This window comes from Herpetosiphonaceae bacterium (assembly GCA_036374795.1).
In the GTDB taxonomy this organism is placed as follows: Bacteria; Chloroflexota; Chloroflexia; order Chloroflexales; family Kallotenuaceae; genus LB3-1.
In genome coordinates, this window is the sequence record DASUTC010000367.1 from 25,298 (window position 1) to 40,723 (window position 15,426).

General features: G+C 62.0%; 26 protein-coding genes. 2 read left to right on the top strand and 24 right to left on the bottom strand.

What is annotated here, in order from left to right:
• The first annotated feature begins 44 nt into the window (after positions 1 to 44).
• The gene (locus VFZ66_29640; protein HEX6293381.1) at positions 45 to 1,322 is read left to right on the top strand and encodes a putative glycoside hydrolase; all 1,278 of its coding nucleotides are present in this window, start codon (positions 45 to 47) and stop codon (positions 1,320 to 1,322) included.
• A 417-nt stretch (positions 1,323 to 1,739) separates the two neighbouring features.
• On the opposite strand, the gene VFZ66_29645 is transcribed toward VFZ66_29640, so the two are convergent.
• From VFZ66_29645 to VFZ66_29750, 22 genes are all read right to left on the bottom strand, one after another.
• Complete coding sequence (locus tag VFZ66_29645) at positions 1,740 to 2,006, bottom strand: hypothetical protein (protein HEX6293382.1); 267 nt, start codon at positions 2,004 to 2,006, stop codon at positions 1,740 to 1,742.
• Positions 2,007 to 2,047: 41 nt separating this feature from the next.
• Positions 2,048 to 2,392: a hypothetical protein gene (locus tag VFZ66_29650; protein ID HEX6293383.1), complete on the bottom strand. Its 345-nt coding sequence runs from the start codon at positions 2,390 to 2,392 to the stop codon at positions 2,048 to 2,050.
• A 5-nt stretch (positions 2,393 to 2,397) separates the two neighbouring features.
• Positions 2,398 to 2,610, bottom strand: coding sequence for a hypothetical protein (locus VFZ66_29655; GenBank protein ID HEX6293384.1), 213 nt, complete (start codon positions 2,608 to 2,610; stop codon positions 2,398 to 2,400).
• Positions 2,611 to 2,628: 18 nt separating this feature from the next.
• Positions 2,629 to 3,213, bottom strand: coding sequence for a hypothetical protein (locus VFZ66_29660; GenBank protein ID HEX6293385.1), 585 nt, complete (start codon positions 3,211 to 3,213; stop codon positions 2,629 to 2,631).
• A 2-nt stretch (positions 3,214 to 3,215) separates the two neighbouring features.
• A complete protein-coding gene (locus tag VFZ66_29665) occupies positions 3,216 to 3,668 on the bottom strand; it encodes a VRR-NUC domain-containing protein (GenBank protein ID HEX6293386.1) in 453 nt (150 codons plus the stop codon).
• Positions 3,669 to 3,670: 2 nt separating this feature from the next.
• On the bottom strand, positions 3,671 to 3,976 hold the full coding sequence (locus VFZ66_29670; protein HEX6293387.1) for a hypothetical protein: 306 nt from the start codon (positions 3,974 to 3,976) through the stop codon (positions 3,671 to 3,673).
• Between the two features lie 186 nt (positions 3,977 to 4,162).
• Positions 4,163 to 4,831 carry a hypothetical protein gene (locus tag VFZ66_29675; protein ID HEX6293388.1) on the bottom strand — a complete coding sequence of 223 codons (669 nt, stop codon included), beginning with the start codon at positions 4,829 to 4,831 and terminating at the stop codon, positions 4,163 to 4,165.
• 2 nt (positions 4,832 to 4,833) lie between these two features.
• Entirely contained in the window at positions 4,834 to 5,160 is a 327-nt protein-coding gene (locus VFZ66_29680; protein HEX6293389.1) for a hypothetical protein, read from the bottom strand.
• A 503-nt stretch (positions 5,161 to 5,663) separates the two neighbouring features.
• Positions 5,664 to 5,864, bottom strand: a complete 201-nt coding sequence (locus tag VFZ66_29685) for a helix-turn-helix domain-containing protein (protein ID HEX6293390.1) — start codon at positions 5,862 to 5,864, stop codon at positions 5,664 to 5,666.
• 53 nt (positions 5,865 to 5,917) lie between these two features.
• Entirely contained in the window at positions 5,918 to 6,688 is a 771-nt protein-coding gene (locus VFZ66_29690; GenBank protein HEX6293391.1) for a DNA methyltransferase, read from the bottom strand.
• Position 6,689: 1 nt separating this feature from the next.
• The gene (locus tag VFZ66_29695; protein ID HEX6293392.1) at positions 6,690 to 6,893 is read right to left on the bottom strand and encodes a hypothetical protein; all 204 of its coding nucleotides are present in this window, start codon (positions 6,891 to 6,893) and stop codon (positions 6,690 to 6,692) included.
• Positions 6,893 to 8,224, bottom strand: coding sequence for a replicative DNA helicase (dnaB, locus tag VFZ66_29700; GenBank protein ID HEX6293393.1), 1,332 nt, complete (start codon positions 8,222 to 8,224; stop codon positions 6,893 to 6,895). The genes VFZ66_29695 and dnaB overlap by 1 nt, the downstream gene beginning before the upstream one ends.
• A complete protein-coding gene (locus VFZ66_29705) occupies positions 8,224 to 8,919 on the bottom strand; it encodes an ATP-binding protein (protein HEX6293394.1) in 696 nt (231 codons plus the stop codon). The genes dnaB and VFZ66_29705 overlap by 1 nt, the downstream gene beginning before the upstream one ends.
• Positions 8,912 to 9,940, bottom strand: coding sequence for a hypothetical protein (locus tag VFZ66_29710; protein ID HEX6293395.1), 1,029 nt, complete (start codon positions 9,938 to 9,940; stop codon positions 8,912 to 8,914). The genes VFZ66_29705 and VFZ66_29710 overlap by 8 nt, the downstream gene beginning before the upstream one ends.
• Entirely contained in the window at positions 9,924 to 10,292 is a 369-nt protein-coding gene (locus VFZ66_29715; protein HEX6293396.1) for an HNH endonuclease, read from the bottom strand. The genes VFZ66_29710 and VFZ66_29715 overlap by 17 nt, the downstream gene beginning before the upstream one ends.
• Positions 10,292 to 11,026 (bottom strand): hypothetical protein, encoded by a 735-nt coding sequence (locus VFZ66_29720; protein HEX6293397.1) that lies wholly within the window; start codon positions 11,024 to 11,026, stop codon positions 10,292 to 10,294. Before VFZ66_29720 ends, VFZ66_29715 begins: the two co-directional genes overlap by 1 nt.
• A gap of 240 nt (positions 11,027 to 11,266) precedes the next feature.
• Positions 11,267 to 11,620, bottom strand: coding sequence for a hypothetical protein (locus tag VFZ66_29725; protein HEX6293398.1), 354 nt, complete (start codon positions 11,618 to 11,620; stop codon positions 11,267 to 11,269).
• Positions 11,617 to 12,765 (bottom strand): DNA (cytosine-5-)-methyltransferase, encoded by a 1,149-nt coding sequence (gene dcm, locus VFZ66_29730; GenBank protein ID HEX6293399.1) that lies wholly within the window; start codon positions 12,763 to 12,765, stop codon positions 11,617 to 11,619. The genes VFZ66_29725 and dcm overlap by 4 nt, the downstream gene beginning before the upstream one ends.
• A gap of 2 nt (positions 12,766 to 12,767) precedes the next feature.
• Positions 12,768 to 13,181 (bottom strand): hypothetical protein, encoded by a 414-nt coding sequence (locus VFZ66_29735; protein ID HEX6293400.1) that lies wholly within the window; start codon positions 13,179 to 13,181, stop codon positions 12,768 to 12,770.
• Positions 13,178 to 13,369, bottom strand: a complete 192-nt coding sequence (locus tag VFZ66_29740) for a hypothetical protein (GenBank protein ID HEX6293401.1) — start codon at positions 13,367 to 13,369, stop codon at positions 13,178 to 13,180. Before VFZ66_29740 ends, VFZ66_29735 begins: the two co-directional genes overlap by 4 nt.
• The gene (locus VFZ66_29745; protein HEX6293402.1) at positions 13,362 to 13,601 is read right to left on the bottom strand and encodes a hypothetical protein; all 240 of its coding nucleotides are present in this window, start codon (positions 13,599 to 13,601) and stop codon (positions 13,362 to 13,364) included. The genes VFZ66_29740 and VFZ66_29745 overlap by 8 nt, the downstream gene beginning before the upstream one ends.
• Positions 13,602 to 13,750: 149 nt before the next feature.
• Entirely contained in the window at positions 13,751 to 14,092 is a 342-nt protein-coding gene (locus VFZ66_29750; GenBank protein HEX6293403.1) for a hypothetical protein, read from the bottom strand.
• Positions 14,093 to 14,208: 116 nt separating this feature from the next.
• Here VFZ66_29750 and VFZ66_29755 point away from each other — a divergent pair, with 116 nt between their 5' ends.
• Entirely contained in the window at positions 14,209 to 14,457 is a 249-nt protein-coding gene (locus VFZ66_29755; GenBank protein HEX6293404.1) for a hypothetical protein, read from the top strand.
• Between the two features lie 78 nt (positions 14,458 to 14,535).
• On the opposite strand, the gene VFZ66_29760 is transcribed toward VFZ66_29755, so the two are convergent.
• Positions 14,536 to 14,940, bottom strand: coding sequence for a hypothetical protein (locus VFZ66_29760; protein ID HEX6293405.1), 405 nt, complete (start codon positions 14,938 to 14,940; stop codon positions 14,536 to 14,538).
• The gene (locus VFZ66_29765; protein ID HEX6293406.1) at positions 14,918 to 15,247 is read right to left on the bottom strand and encodes a hypothetical protein; all 330 of its coding nucleotides are present in this window, start codon (positions 15,245 to 15,247) and stop codon (positions 14,918 to 14,920) included. The genes VFZ66_29760 and VFZ66_29765 overlap by 23 nt, the downstream gene beginning before the upstream one ends.
• Positions 15,248 to 15,426: the final 179 nt, after the last annotated feature.

Here is a 15,426-nt window from a genome sequence, read left to right on the forward strand (position 1 = left end):
CTCCTAATGGGCTACGGCCCATTGTACACGAAAGGACTACCGATATGAACCCGCTCCCGCTCTGTACCTTCTCGACCGCGCCGACGAACATTCCCGCCGACCAGCTGGATCAGCTGATCCGCCATCTCGTGCTCCAGCGCGGCAACGACGATGCGACCGTGGCGAAACTGCGCGCGCTCGGACAGATCCGCCCGACGTGGCCCAAGTTCTACATCATCCCGGAGCCAGAAAGCTCGCCCAGCTTCCGTGACGAGAACACCATCACCGCCGCGATCCCGACCGCTACGCCCTGGACCAACGGCGTGATCTTCAGCCGTGACCAGTTTCAGCGCGAGATTCACCCGAATAAAGCCTGGTTCCTGCATGGCCTGGACGGTCGGCGGCTGGCGGCGGTCAATGGCGACTCGAAGAATTATTTCTACGATATGGACCCCGGCAATAAAGAGTGGCAGGAGTATTTCTGGACCAAGGTACAAAACGAGTATGTCGAGCGCCTGGGCGCGCGGTCGTTTGAAATCGACAACTGCCACCTCTCGCTCAATAAAATCAAGCGCGACTACGGCGGCTGCACGGAGTATACCGACGATGCCGCGTACCGCGCCGCGTGGGCGGCGTTCCTGAAGCGCGGGCGCGAGATCCTTGGTCCCGATGTGATCATCCTCCCCAACGCGATCGAGGGCAAGAACGGCGCAATCTCGAAAGACGACTTTCTGGCGGCAGGTATCGATGGCTATCTCGACGAGGCGGCGATCTATAGCTGGGTCGATTACGACGTGGCGATCGTCCCGGCCAGTATCATCCGCAACCTGCTGGAGATGCAGCGCCACGTGCAGGCGGGCGTGACGGTCATGGCCTCGTTTCGCGGCACAGCGGCCTACAGCGGCGCGTACGCCTACGCCCTGTTCTGTATGTTCGTCGGCGAGACGGCCAGCTTTCGCTACATCGCGCCGGGCGCGGGCTACTCGACGGTCGCGATCCTGCCGGAGTGCAAGCTGGAGTTGGGCCAGCCGCGCGGCCCGTTCGTCGTGATCGACGGCACCACGGTGCAGCGTGAGTTCGATCACTATCTGGTCAAAGCCGATCTCAAGAACCGCACGGCCACCTACACGCCGATCGACCGCGCCGACCCGCTCACACAGGTCCAGCAGGCGCTGGCAGCGCTTCAGCGGCAGCATGACGACCTCAAGGCCGCGCACGACACGACGCGATCGGTCGCGACAGCGGCGCAGGCGCAGGCCAGCGAGGCGGCAGCAGCGGCAGCGGCGGCGCTCATTGAGGCGCAGCGTCCGATTGTGATTGAGGCGACGGCGCGGCGGGAGTAGGCTTAAGCTGTTTCAGTACCAGATCAGAAAGGTGCTCATCTTCACGGATGCAGTCAGAGCATAGGGATAGCCGATCATTCTCCCGCTTGAAAATGAACATGATCGGCTTGGTCTGATCGCAGAGTCGGCATACAAGCGCAGCACCTAGTGATTTGTGCTCCTGTTCTAAGGCAGCGCACCGCTGGGCCAATGCTACCGCGTCTAGTGGTCGCATCAGTTCATAGCCGCTCTGTGGATTGTCGATCGGGCACTTGTGGTGCCACGTTGTGCCGCCCCATGTCCACGAAGGATCGATCTGTGTCGTGTTGCAGCGTGGGCAGTAGTGCGGCGCGTGGAACTTCTGGATTAGTAGATCTCTGTCCATAATTCACCTACTCAACGACCAATAAGTCGCATTATCGACACTTAGATCCGTCCCTAAGTAAACCCTTTGGGCGGTTTATTTTTGAATGGACCCTTGATATTCTTCGGCGGCGTTGCTGGCGTCAGTAGCGATGGCTCTGCACTTGGCCGGAGAGTAACGCTGTTGACAGAGCTATGATCAACATCAAGAAACTGAGCGCCCACGATCTTGATCATTTCATCGGTGATCGTAAGAAACATCGTGACGCCTTGCCAAGTAAACTCAATATGATCCTCGCCTACATTGCCCCAATTGTCTGTTTGGTAAATAATTCTGCTCATTTGTTCGCTTCCTCACTACAAATAACCCCGATTATCAGGAGTTAGGATTGTGCAATTTTGGATGCTTCAAACGCCTGTAAAGCAGCATTACAACGGGTTTGCGCTTTCGCGGTTACAAACCCCCATGCACTCGATCGTCCGCGTTCATCCTTGAGCAGTTCTGTCAGCGCCCGCATGTATTGCATCTTCAATCCGAGTTCGTCTAGCCGTGCCTCCACAAGCGCGGCGTGGTCAAGCCTTGCAATGGGATTCCATTCCGCTTCAAACTTGAACCCCGATCCAATCGGGAAAAAACCAACAATATGACCATCTGATGTGTAATAAATGCTGCCGTCTAGCGTCCACCCCATGATCTCCGCCATTTGTCCGTTTGTTGCGTGTTTCATAGTCCCTACTCCTTCACCCAGCAGCCCAGCTGCGCCACGCGGCCCGGCTGCCAGCCGCCGACTACGGGCGCGGCGTCGATCGCGGGGATCTCGTCCTCGGTGCAATCCCCGATGCGCGCGACCGGGCGCGACACGGGCGGGGCCAGGTGGGCGGCGTACGTCGGCGCGGGGGCGAGGCTGAGCAGGGCGAGGGCGGCGAGGATGCGTATGCGGATCATGGTTGTGGGCTCCTTTTACTATTTATGGCTTTGCAGTGGCGGATCGAGCTTGGCTGTACCTTGCGCCGCCAGCACAAAATGTGATTGAATCCAGCGAAACCAACCGCGCCGCGTGCCGTCGTGCTCACCTGTCCGCATGGCCTCGACCGATCCCGGCAGCGCCATGTATTCGTCGATCTCGCCGGTTAGCGTGCCGAGCGGCACATAGATCCAGGCAGGCGTGAGGCTGGTCGCAAGCTTGTCGGCAGCGCAGAGTTTTGATACAGGTTTGCCCTCGATACGGGCATAGTAGCGACTGTGCAGGCGGGTGAAGTCGCCCCACTCCTGCCCGAAGAGCCGCGCCATAATCCGCCCACCGAGTTCGGGGTGTGTCTGTCCCTCGATGCCGTCCATATTCGGCTTGCCAAAATAGCCAAGATCGTGGACGAGAAACGCAACCCACAGGCGCGGGTCAAACGGGAAGCCGTACAACTTCCACCAGGCCAGCGCCACAAACCACGGATGAATCGCCCAGCAGTGAACGCCAAAGAGTACGCTCTTGGAGCCAACGCGCAGGCGGCTACCGATCAGGACGCCGACGATAAAAACAACAATAAGAAACATGGCTACAAAATCCCCTCAGTCAGCCGTAAGATTGTCCGCTCGTCGGCCTTGAGATATTCCAGCGCCTGCCGTGCCGCCTGCTGCCAGGAGCGCGCGATGTGGACCTGATGGCCCGCGCTCAGCAGAAAGTCGCGCCAGTCGCGCTGCTCTTTGCTGAGGCTCCCGCGCTCGGTCTTGAACTCGATCCAGAGCCCGACATAGGGCGCGACCGGGAACGGCAGGTTGGTATCCAACACGCCCGCCTGCACGCCCTCGGCCTTGAGCTTGGCCGCGACCGCCTTATCACGCTTCCCGCCGTTCGGGACCGCGTAGAAGCGGCCCAGCACCGGATACTCGACGATCGCCGCCTCGTTGATCCATTGAAAGAACTCGCGCTGGATCACATGCTCATCGTCGCGACGGCGGGGCGGTGGCGCGAGCTGCTGGCGGTACTCGTCGAGCGTCAGGATCTCCATCGCTACGCCGCCTGCTCACGCGCCTGGCCGAGAAAGACCAGATCGTCGGTCGGCGAGTCGAGATAGCGCCGCTCCATGCCGCCATGCTTGATCGGAGGATGAAACTTGATCGTGACCAGATGCTCCCCCGTCGTGAGCCGGGCCAGCACCGCGCTGATCGTGCCGTTCTGCCTGGCCAGCGACGGCGCGGCCAGCGAGGAAAAGCGCACCGGCTGCCCCACGAGCGACAGATCCAGCGGGCGAGGCTGCGGCGCGGCGTCGGGCGTTGCTTCCAGCTCAAACGGGCCGTTCTGACGGACCAGGATCATGACATCCTCCTTAGCGGCGATAGAACCGCGTGTCCAGGTACTCGGTCGGGCTTGGCGCGATCTGCTCGGCCAACGCTCCCAAAACGACGGCGAATATAGCCTGATAATGCCAACTCTGACCAGTCGAACTGCCGCGCGACATGGGCCACGCTTTGACCGGCGCGCACCAGCTGGACGATCTGCTGATCATCGTGCAGGCTCCAGCGGTGCGTTGGCGGTCGGGCGCAGGCTGGGCGGGATGAACCGGTCAAGGTCGGCACTCCATACATACAGCACGTTCTGAATCTTGATAGACGGCAGAAGGCCCCGATCGACCCAGCTGCCAGCGCCACTGCGTGAGTAGTGCCGAAAGCGATCGGCGTAGGTCGGGATCTCACTGGTACGAACCCAGCGACCGCCGGCAGCGGCGCGAATTTCGCGGGCGTGCTCTCGCCAGTCGGGATCGGTAATATCGTCGGCCTCCCACATCACCCAGGCGTCGCGGCATTCCAGAAACGTCAGGATCGCCTCGTCGGTGATCAGGTACTTCGTGCGGCGATGGCCCTGCGTGCGTCGGTTGCGCCGGGCTTTCAGCCAGCCCGCCTGAATCCAGGTATCGACACGGTTTTCAGCGACGCCAAAGAGCCGGGCGACAGCAATGCGGGAGCGCACGGCCAGCAGATCGGAGCGGATGGCCGTGACACCGCCGGGCTGGACGAGTCGCAGATAGCAAACGATCGCGTTATAGGAGCGCTGCACGGTGGCCGTGATGTAATCCATGCCATAGCCAGCGGAGAGCAGATCGACCACGCGCTGCACCTCGTCAGGCGTCCACGGGCGGCGCGGGAAGCGGTGTTTGGTCCCGGTGTAGCCCATCACTACACCATCGGCTCGTGGCGCGGCGGTGCGGCGTTGACGGCCGCGCGGGCGGCCTGCATATCGCCGTACCGGGGATGGCCGAACTTCGTCGCCTGGAGCGCGGTGGACATGGCGTGCAGTTCCATCTGCACGGCTGGTGATTCGGGGCCGTGGATCGCCAGCATCGTGATCAGCCGCCCCAGGCTCCCGGTCGGCAGCGCGCCGAGATCGTCGGTCTTCGCGCCCAGGCACGCGACCGCGCAGTTCGTCAGGCGGCGCTCGACATCCGGCACGCCCTCAGTAATCCCAAGAATCACGGCTTTCATCTCGTCAGAAATCTGCTCCATACGCATCCTCAACTACATTGCGGCGGGGCCATCTCTCCCCCGAGCGACGGCCCCGCGCGCAGGTGTGAAACTCAAAGCGATACTCAGGTTCGGCAACTACACCGTGTCGCTCCTTTCTGCTGCTGCGTCTAAGGCGTCCGGTCCCCTCATCTCGGGCCTGTCGCGCACCCCGTGCGACGGTCTTGGCAGCACACGAACATCGAATAGCATCCGCCTCAATCTGAAGACAGCCGCCAGGACGGAGTTAGGGTACTGGCTGCGCTGCTCCGCGCTGCCTCGCGACGGGACGAGGAGAAACCGCCGCAAGGTCAGCGCGCAGACGCGCAATCACTTACCAAGACCTTTCTGGCAACGAGGGCAGAGCCAGCCATGCAATTTCGTCAATTTCCAGCCAATTTCACGGGCGAAATCAGCGGGCGTTTGGTTCATGGTGTGGGTGAGTTGTTCGGCATCGTTACATTCGCCACACTTGATCCACGGCTCCCAAAAGATTATGCCCTTGCTCATGCTTTCCCTCGCTGCTCCCGCCATTGCGCCGTCCGTCGCCGCCATGCCTCGATCTGCGCGGCAGTGAAGAACCAGATCGACCCGCGTCGCGTGCCTACGAGCTGCCCGCGACGCGCGGCCTGCTGGATCGTGCCGCGCGGGATGCCATAGTGCGCGGCGGCTTCGGCGGTGGTGTAGGTTTTGAGATTTACATCCATGCAAATATCATAGTACTTTTTTGCATACTTGTCAATCAAAGGCGGGTAAAAATCTAGGCGGCGAAATCAAGAACATCTTGTCGGCGCTTCGGCTCAGGCAGCACGATCGGGGCTTCGTAGGTCGCCTGGAGCCGGGCAATCGTGAGATCCACCGCGCGGCGGCTACGGTCGATCGAGATCGAGCGCCTGCCGAGCTTCTTACACATCGCCGCCACGGTCCCGCCGCCGCAAAACGGATCAAGCACGAGGTCGCCGGGATCGGTAAATTGGACGATCCACTTGCCGATCAGCCACTCTGGTTTTTGTGTGCGATACTGGCCGCGCTTCTCCGTCGGACCAATGTAGGTCGCCGGATGTCCGCCGCCGTTCCAGCGCTTATGACCGCCGCGATCGGCGTGCATGATACAAATGCTCTCCCAGCCGGTGCCGGGCTCCGTACCGGTGAATTGCGGCGCGGGATCGGTCTTGAGCCAGCTACCATGCCGCAGCCACTTGCGAAAACCGATCGGCGGAATCTCCTCAAGGTCGCGCAGGTGCCGCCAGTCCATGCTCGCCACAAACCAGCGCTTGAGTTGCATCCCGATCAGACCGAGACAGATCCGCACTTGCAGGTCGTCGATACTGGCAAAGTCGATCAGCACGCCCGACGTGCCATCGTGGTCGGTGCCGGTGTTCGCGCTGCGCGTGCGTGCGCCTCGGTGGGTGTATTCATGAAACGGCAGGTCGGTCAGGCAATGGTCGACCATCTCCAACTGCGGCACAATGGCGCACATATCGCCGTGATAGACCGTATGATTGGCCTCGGTGTACACAGGTTCGATCATCTTAGCTCTCCATCGCCTGCTTGAGCGCCTTCCAGCGCCTGAGATATAACTTCGCCCGCGCCGCATCGCCCCGCCGTCGCCAGGCCATCGCGGAGACGAGCTGCAACGCAATCCAGGGATCATCCGGCGACAGCGCGCCGCGCACAAACGTCTCGGGCGTCGGCGTGCTGGGCACGGGCCGGGGTGGGGTCGCTCGGCGGGCCATTAGAAACCCTCCACGCTTTCGTACGGCGCAAGGCTCTGGAATCGCGTCGTGCGTGTATCGAAGAACAGCGGCACCACACCGAGCGGACCATGACGATGTTTTGCGATATGGATCTCGGCGATGCCTTTTAGATCGGTATCTTTGTCGTAGAGTTCTGGCCTGTAGATAAACATGACACCGTCCGCGTCCTGCTCCAGACTCCCGCTCTCACGGAGGTCGGCAAGCATAGGAACATGACTCGTGCGGCCTTCCACCGCCCGCGACAGTTGCGACAGCGCGATGATCGGGATATTCAGTTCGCGCGCCAGCTGCTTCAACCCCTTCGAGATCTGGCTGACTTCCTGCACGCGGTTCTCGCTCTTACCGCTGCCGCTCATCAGTTGCAAATAGTCAATGATTAGGAGATCTAAGCCATGCTCGGCTTGCAGGCGGATCGCCTTCGAGCGCACTTCATGCACGGTCACGCCGGGCGTGTCGTCGATGTACAGCGGCAGCTCGGAGATCCGCGCCATCGCGTCCATAACCCGCGCCAGCTCGTCCTGGGTCACGCGCCCGTTGCGCAGGCGCTGCCCGTCGATCCCGGTCTCACCCGCCACCAGGCGCTGGATCAACTGCTCCCGGCCCATCTCCAGCGCGAACACGCCGACCGAGAGGTGCAGCTGCATCGCGATATTGAAACCAATCCCCATCGAAAACGCGCTTTTACCGACACCAGGCCGCGCGGCCAAGATCCAGAGATCCGACTTATGCAGCCCGCCGGTATGGCGATCGAAGTCAATAAATCCGGTCGGCAGCCCGCCGATCCCGCCGCTGGCCGTCGCCGCTTCCAGGAACGTGTAGTACTCGTCCACGGCCTGCGCTGCCGATACGAAACCGCCAGCGCTTCGACTCTGGCTGACCTTATGCAGTTCGGCCTCTGCCTCTGCGATCGTGGCATCAACGTCGCCGGATTCGTCATAGCCCAGCGCGGCGATTTTGCCGCCGGCGCGAATGAGCCGCCGCAGCGTCGCCGTGCGCTCCACGATCCGGGCGTAGTACTCGACATGAAAGGCGGTCGGCACCGAGTTGGACAGATCGACCAGGAACGGCACGCCGCCCAGCTGCTCCAGTCGCCCCGCGCGGCGCAGCTCGTCGGCGACGGTCGTCAGGTCGGGCGGCACGCGCCGGCGATAGCACGCCTGCTGCGCCTCGTAGATCCAGGCGTGTTTCTCGATGTAGAAATGCTCAGCCGCCAGCCACGCCTCAATCGGCACAATGGCCTCACGATCCAGGAGGATCGCGCCAATGGTCGCGCGCTCGGCGGTCTCGTTATGCGGTAGCGTGCGCTCCATCAGCGGCCTCGCTTTCGGTAGTCGGCGGCGATGACCAGCAGTTCCTCGGCCGCGCCCGCGATCCGGCTGCCGATGCGTCCGCTGAGCGCGTCGATCCGCACGTTGGACGTAAAGATCGTGGGTCGCTGCGCCAGCATCCGGGCATTGACGATCACGAATAGTTTTTCCTCGGTCCAGTCGGTGGCGTTCTCGGCAGCGATGTCGTCGAGGATCAGCACCTGCACGCGCTTCAGGGTGTCGAGCCGCTCGTGCGCGGTGCCGTCGTCGTAGCCGGCGCGAATGAAGTCGAGCAGATCCGGCGTGCTGGCATACGCGATCATATGGCCGCGCTCGGCCAGGCGATGCGCGGTCGCCGCTGCCAGGTGGCTCTTCCCGCTGCCGTAGGGGCCGCACAGGTACAGCCAGCCCAGCGGCTGATCGGCGTACGCTTTGGCCCGCCGCCACGCAAACCGCAGGGACTCGCGCTGCTCGTACGGGCTGAACGTATCGCCACACCACTCGACGGCCTGCGTCGGGCGATCAGGATCGAACGTCGCAAACGTGCAACTGGCCAGCGTGCCAAGCTCCTGCTCCAACCCGGCCAGCCGGGATCGGACCTGCACCCGCTGGCGCTCCTGGGCAATCTCGCAATCACAAGCGACGATCCCAGCGGGCGACAGACGCCAGCCGGTCCCGTTGCATCCACACTCAGCCATGCGCGCCACCTCCCGACGGTTGCAAGAAGGCCAGCTTCGACTTGTCGATCTTCGGCCCGGCGTCGCCGTCGCCGCTCAGCACGCCCCGACGACGACCGGGCGTGTCTGTGCGCTGATTCGGGCGATCCATCGGCTTCTGGTAGCGGGCGGTCATCTTGCCCACGCTGGCGCAGTTCCAGCCGTTCAACTGCCAGTCGTCGAGCACCTGCTGCCAGCGGTCGAGATCGCGCACCTTCTCGGCGATGTCGCGCATCTGGATCTCGTTGGGGTAGCGCCCGAACGCGGCCTGGTAGAGCTTGATCGCCTGCTGGCCGGTCGCGTCGAACTGCGCGAGCAGCGATTGATGCTTGGCGGCCTTGCTCGGTGGCTTGGGAGATTGCAGGTTATCGGCAACGGGTGCGGCGTCGATCTGTTTGGGCGCTCGTTTCTTCGATTGCCCATCATCAGCCTTTTTTTCAACCGGGGCGGGGGCGGCGTCCGCTGCAAGCGGCGCTAGTTTCCCCCCTCTCTGATTCTTTGGATTCTGATTCTTCTCTTCTTTTTCTTTGCCTATACTGGCGTATAGGGGGGGGCTATATTCCTGTATAGGGGAGGGGGTATCATTCTGTATAGGGCTATACGATTGTACAGGGGTATCATAATGTATAGTCCCTTGATCGTTCTTCCTGAGCCAGATCTCCCAGGCACGGCGGCTGAACCCAGCAAAATTGTACTCGTTCGGTTTTCCCTCGCTGCCGTGATCGATCACCTCAAGCATCCCCTTTTGCTTGAGGCTCTTTGCTAGGCGGCGCGGCATCTGCGCATCGGCATAGCCCATGCGCTTGCCGATCGTGGCAAGGCTCGGTGTTGCGCGCCCGCGCTCGCTCTCAAAGTGAAACTGGCTCAGGTGGATAATGAACATCATCTCAGCGGGTGAGATGCCGAGTTCAGCGTAGCTGTCCAGCAGGAAATCATACACGGGTACGAACTTGAGTTTATCAAGGACGTGTATTCCCCAGCGGAAGCTAAAATGATCGTTCATCGTTGAGTCCTTCGGTCATGCGTGCGCCCTTGCGAGAATTGCAAGAGCGACAGGCGAGAACGAGGTTTGATAAATCATGCGTGCCGCCCTTTGATTGCGGGATAACATGATCGATGGTTGGGATTTTCGTTTTGTCGATTGTGGCTGGATCGATGTAGTAGCAGGATGGGTGACGCTCAGGCGTACACCACGATTCGCCGCAATGCGTCGCGCCTGTAAAGCGCTGCATGTCGGACACAAGCTGTGGTGAATAGAGCGCTTTACCGCAGTAGCGGCAGGTATCGCCGTCGCGAGCCGAGAGCGCAAAGAGCGTCGGCAGCGTGTCGAGTGTTTTTCGCGCCTTTTTCGTCATCACGCCGCCTTCCGCGCTGGCTGCGCCGTGCTCTGCTCGGCCTGGACGATGCGCTTGAAGGAGATGCACCAGACCCAGGGATTACTCGCCCAGCTGTAGCCGCGTGCCTCGTTGATGCTGTCCCACAGCGCCGCAAATTCGGCGGTCGGGTCGGCGGGGCCGTTTGCCATCTCCGGCAGGGTCACACCTTCCGCCAGTGCGTCCTTGCCGCTAATGTCGCGCACGCGCTGCACGCGAATCTCGGTGATCTCCAGGGTGATTCGGCTGGCCCAGCGCGGCATATGGATGGATGGACGCCAACGGCAGCCGGGATCGTCCTCATCCTCACCGACCAGCTCAGGCGTCGGATCGGTGGCGCGGTAGTGGCACTGCTGCCAATAGTCGCCGTACTCTGTGCTTTCTGTCCACTTCACAGGTCGTCCATCATCAAATGGCGGCTGGTAGTCGCTGTCGATATTGAAGTTCGACTCAATACAGAAGGTTTCCCGTACCCACAGCCGATCGCCCGGTTCACCGTATGGACAAAATCGCTTCATGCAATAGGGGGCGATGTTGGCAGGCGTGTTTACCTTGTCTTTCCAGGCGAAGAGGAGCGGTGATCCATGTAGGCGCTCCTCATTCCAGACTTCTGGCTGCGGCGCAATAACCCGCCGCGTCTGCACCTTGGTTCCTGCCAGGATCGCCCGAACCATCGGACCAGAGAATAAAATCGGGCGTTCTTTCGGTTGACTCATAACGCCTCTAGGTTTGCATGAAAGCAAAACAATCTTTTACATTCATGCAAATGCGAGATATAAAAACACGCCGAGCTGCTGCAATTGGTGTCTAGGCAATCACTAGCGACCTGCTCGGCGTGTTTTTATTAGGTTTTGTTGTAACGGTGCAACAAAGCACCCTGCTGAACAGCAGCCCGATCGCTAAACATACATGATTACCTAGACACCTTGAGTATAGCATAGCTTCCGCCGTCTGTGTTATGCACGAATCGGGGTTCTGATCGAAGTATCCATGCTTCTACGGTATGATAGGCCCTCCCGGTGCAGCAGCGCCAGCTCGTGCCCGCCCGCACCTCGCAGCGTGAGCAGCTGGTCGTACGCCTCAGCCCGGTAGCGATCCCGGAGCCGCCGCCCTTTCGCCAGCGCAGCGCCGATGCCATGCGCGGCCAGGAGGTGCGCGGCCAGCGCGGCCTGGTCGGGGTAGGTCGGCAGCGGGGCGACGAGGTAGCGATCGATCTCCCAGAACCAGACGAACGTCGTGATCGGGAAATCCAGCGGGCCGTAGCGGTCGGGGAGCGGGCGGCAGATCAGGCAGGTGTAGGTGTCGGTCATGTGAGATCTCCCAGGGGTAGGCCACAGGTCACGGCGACGATCTGCCGGGCAAAGCGCGACGGCACGCCGTTGCCGATGATCTTGGTGGCGAGGCTATTCTGCGCTGGCAGTTGATACCAATCAGGTAAGGTCATGAACCGCCCTAATGCCCGTGGAGTCATCTTCACGACGCGGCCCTGCTCCAGCCAGGCGCGGATCGGTTGTTTATGTCCTGACGACGCAACGACGGTGAACACAGGCTCACCGTCGTTGCGTACGGCAACATAGGAGCCTGAATCCCCTGGCTTGCCATCCACCAGGAACGCCCGCCAGTGCGAACTATTACTCGCATTCACGCAGCGCGCAGGCTCGGCGGCGTCGGAGACTCCGACGCCGGGCGCGGCTTGGGCGGCGCTGGTGTTCGCGCCGCCGACCAGGAAGGCGCGGGGCATATTCTTGCCGACGGTTGACGTGATCGTGAAAGCTGGTTCATCGTCCAGGCGCGGCGGCGTGGTGCCGTCTGCTGTGGTGTAGGGATGCATGAATGATCGCCACTGTTCAGGCAGGCGCTTGAGCTGCCACTCAGCGAACTCGGATTCGGGTAGTGTCGGGATCAGATCCTCGATCGCCGCGTACCACCCGATCCAGGGCTGCGGCTGGGGTAGCTGCGGCATCATGCCATCCCGGCAGGCCCGGACGATCAGCCGGCGGCGGGTTTGCGGGACACCATAGTCAGCGGCATTGAGCACCTGCACGTCGTACCAGTAGCCCAGCTCGGCCAACGTGTGGATGATCGCCTTGAAGCTCCGCGCCCGCTTGTAGCCTTCGACATTCTCCACGAACACGAACGGCGGCTGCCAGGCGCGGAGAAACGGCAGGACCGCCAGCCCGGCGTCGGCATCGTCCCGGCTGCCGAGCGCCTTATTGCGGGCGGCGCTGTGCTCCTGGCAGGGCGGTGAGAGCCAGAGCATGTCAGGTCGGTCGAAGGCGGCGGGCGTGAGATCCTCGACGCGCGCCACGCACACATGGTCGCCGTGATTGGCGCGGTATACGTCGGCAATCGCCGGATCGTACTCGACCGCGCCGATCGGCTCGACCAGGCCGCGCAGGCCCGCCTCGACGAGCCCGCCGCCACTGTAGAAGGATAGGAGGGTCGGGCGGTTCATAACTACGCCGCCCGCAGCTGCTCAGGCCGCAGCGCGATCACCTGGATCGGCTCCGGCGGCACGACGACAAACAGGATGCGCGACTCGCGCGTGACCGTGAGCGGCGCGTCCAGATCGACGAGCGGCTGCATCCCCAGCAGCACCAGAAACGCGCCGCGCTCCCAGGCCGCCAGCGCGTGCTGCACGACGACCGCCACGTCCATCGTCTCGACGCGATCCAGTGGGCCCGTCAGATCCAGGAGCGACGACGCGAACGCGCCGGTCCCGACGAGCTTGTGCCACTCGGCCCGGACCTTGCGGCTGATCAGGTCGCGCAGCGTCGTCTCGTGCGCCGGCAGGACGATAAAGCAGTGGCCGTTCGGTTGGATCTGAAGGCCAGCGTGCGCAGTCGGCACGCGCAGGGCAAAGCTACTCATGCGGCTTGGTCCTCCTCGATTGGCTGCGCCCGCAGCCGCTTCTGGGCTTCCCACTCCAGGAACGCCCGCGATTGGGCCTCGTCCACGTCGCGCAGAAAGCGCCCGGTTGCGACGGCAAACGAGACAGTGAGCCCGCCGCCGATCGTTCCCAGGATGATCCAGCCAAGCCACATCGGAATCTCAAACATGACGAGCCTCCCGTTGATCGAGCCACCGGCACCAGCCGGCGGCATACTGCTGCTGAAAATCGCGGTAATAGGTCGGCGCGGCGTGCGGCGTGAGTCCGCCCGTGACCTGTGACCAAGCGGTCTCGACCAGCGCCTGCACGCTGTCCTCGTCGCGGCAGGTCTGCGCGTCCTGGTAGCCGGCGGCGCGGGCCGCGCTGAGCATCTGCTCAGGGATAAAGAGGGGCTTGGTCATATTTAATTTCCTTTGCCTTGAGGCGCTCTAGGAGTCGTTCGGTTTGTTTTCGCAGTGCATCATGCCGTGCGCAGTACCATCTACCATCATCGGCTGGAATGAGGAGGTACGATTGTTTGCAGGTTGCACAGCGCGGTTTAGTGCTCATCTCAGTACTCCCAGCCCGGCGACTCTTTGCCGGGATAGCCGCGACAGTACAGATCCTCGCCTCGCTCGCCGACACTATGGCTATGCCACACATCGCCTTGCTTCTCGCGCTTCTTCATCGGCACGCCATGCTTGGGGCAGATCGGCAAGCCTTCGGGCGTGTAGCTCCAGGCTGCCGGGATCTGCACGTTGAGCAGTTGGTTCTCGCGCAGCAGGTGCACGGCGCGGCGGATCTCATCGACTCGCATGGCGCGAATGACCAGCGGCCCGGTCACGCCCTCGATCGTCGCCTGGACCGTGAACGTGTAGTCCACGTCGGGCGGGGTAGTCGGCTTCTCGCTCATGGCATCCTCGTTGGCTGGTGCTGATGCTGTGCGGCGCGGCGGCAGAACTTACAGATCAGTGCGATGCGTGTCTGGTCCTTGCTGACGACGATCGGGCCGCGACAAGAGCAGCGCGGTTGACAGCTGGTGCAGGCGAGAAAGCCGTCGCTATCGGATTGGAGCGGACGATCACAGCGTCCACAGGCCAGCAGGCGCGTATCAGGGAGCTGCTGCGGTACGCTCCCGCGCACCTTCTCGACCAATTCGGCGTCGCTCAGGCGTGCGTGTTGGCGCACGCGGGGTGCTGCGCCGCGCAAGGGATCAGCGGCCATCGCTACCACCTCCCCGACGTGTGGCACATCCCGCACGGCAGGACCGGCGAGTGATAGCCGAGCCCGTTACAGAACGGGCAGTGATGGAAGATTTTGATCTTGAAGAACCGGATCAGACGTGCTACCATAGGGTTATTCCTTTCCCAACGTAGGTGACGGAGATGAGCGGCTTGGTTCTGCGCCAGGCCGTTCGTCGTTTCCGAAGAATGCACGGCTCCGACTATTGGCCTCGGGCGGATTGATTCCCTCCTGTGCGAGTTGCGCAATGCCTCCGAGTTCGCGCTCCAGCTGTGCCAGTTGATCGATTAGATGGTCATGGACCTGCCGGGCGTGATGCTTGGCGGCGATGCTGTGCGCGCTGGCCTCGTGATGTTTGTTTTGCAGCAGCGCTGCCTGAAGAGCGTCGAGCGTATCGCGTAACGTGCGCAGGTCGGTCTGGATCGGCGTGTAGGACGTGTTGAGAGAGCGCAGGCCGTCAAGAATCAATTCCAGATAGCGCTTGCGCGTCGTGCCGTTATCGCTCGCTGGCCTCCCCATGAGTGGCTAGTCCTTTCAGAATGGCCCAGGCGCGGGCGTGGTCGGCGTCGCGGCGGAGTTCTTGCCAGAGGACGATCGGGATGCAGCCCACGGCCAGCGATCGGAGCATGTTGCGCTCGTGATCGTTCCAGGTCGCACCGGGCTGGCTGGTGGTGTGCAGGCGGGCAAAGCCGAGACAGATACCCACGCCCACGGCAACACTCTTCCAGGTGTGATCGGGCGCGATCCGATGATTGAACCGCGCCAGAACGCAGGCGTAGGCGCTACAGGTGGTCAGGGTGAGCAGGTCGATCTGAACAGGTGTCATCTCTCATTCCCTTGATGCTCGAAGGCGGCGATTACGCTAGGGCGGTGGATGCGAAACCATTTCAGCCAGTTTTCCCGGCTGTATCGGCTGCAACAATCTTTGCAGAAGTCGCCCTTATCGGTCAGTGGTTCCCCCAACTCGTCAGAAAGAACAAAAAGATCCCCGATCCCGTTCTGACG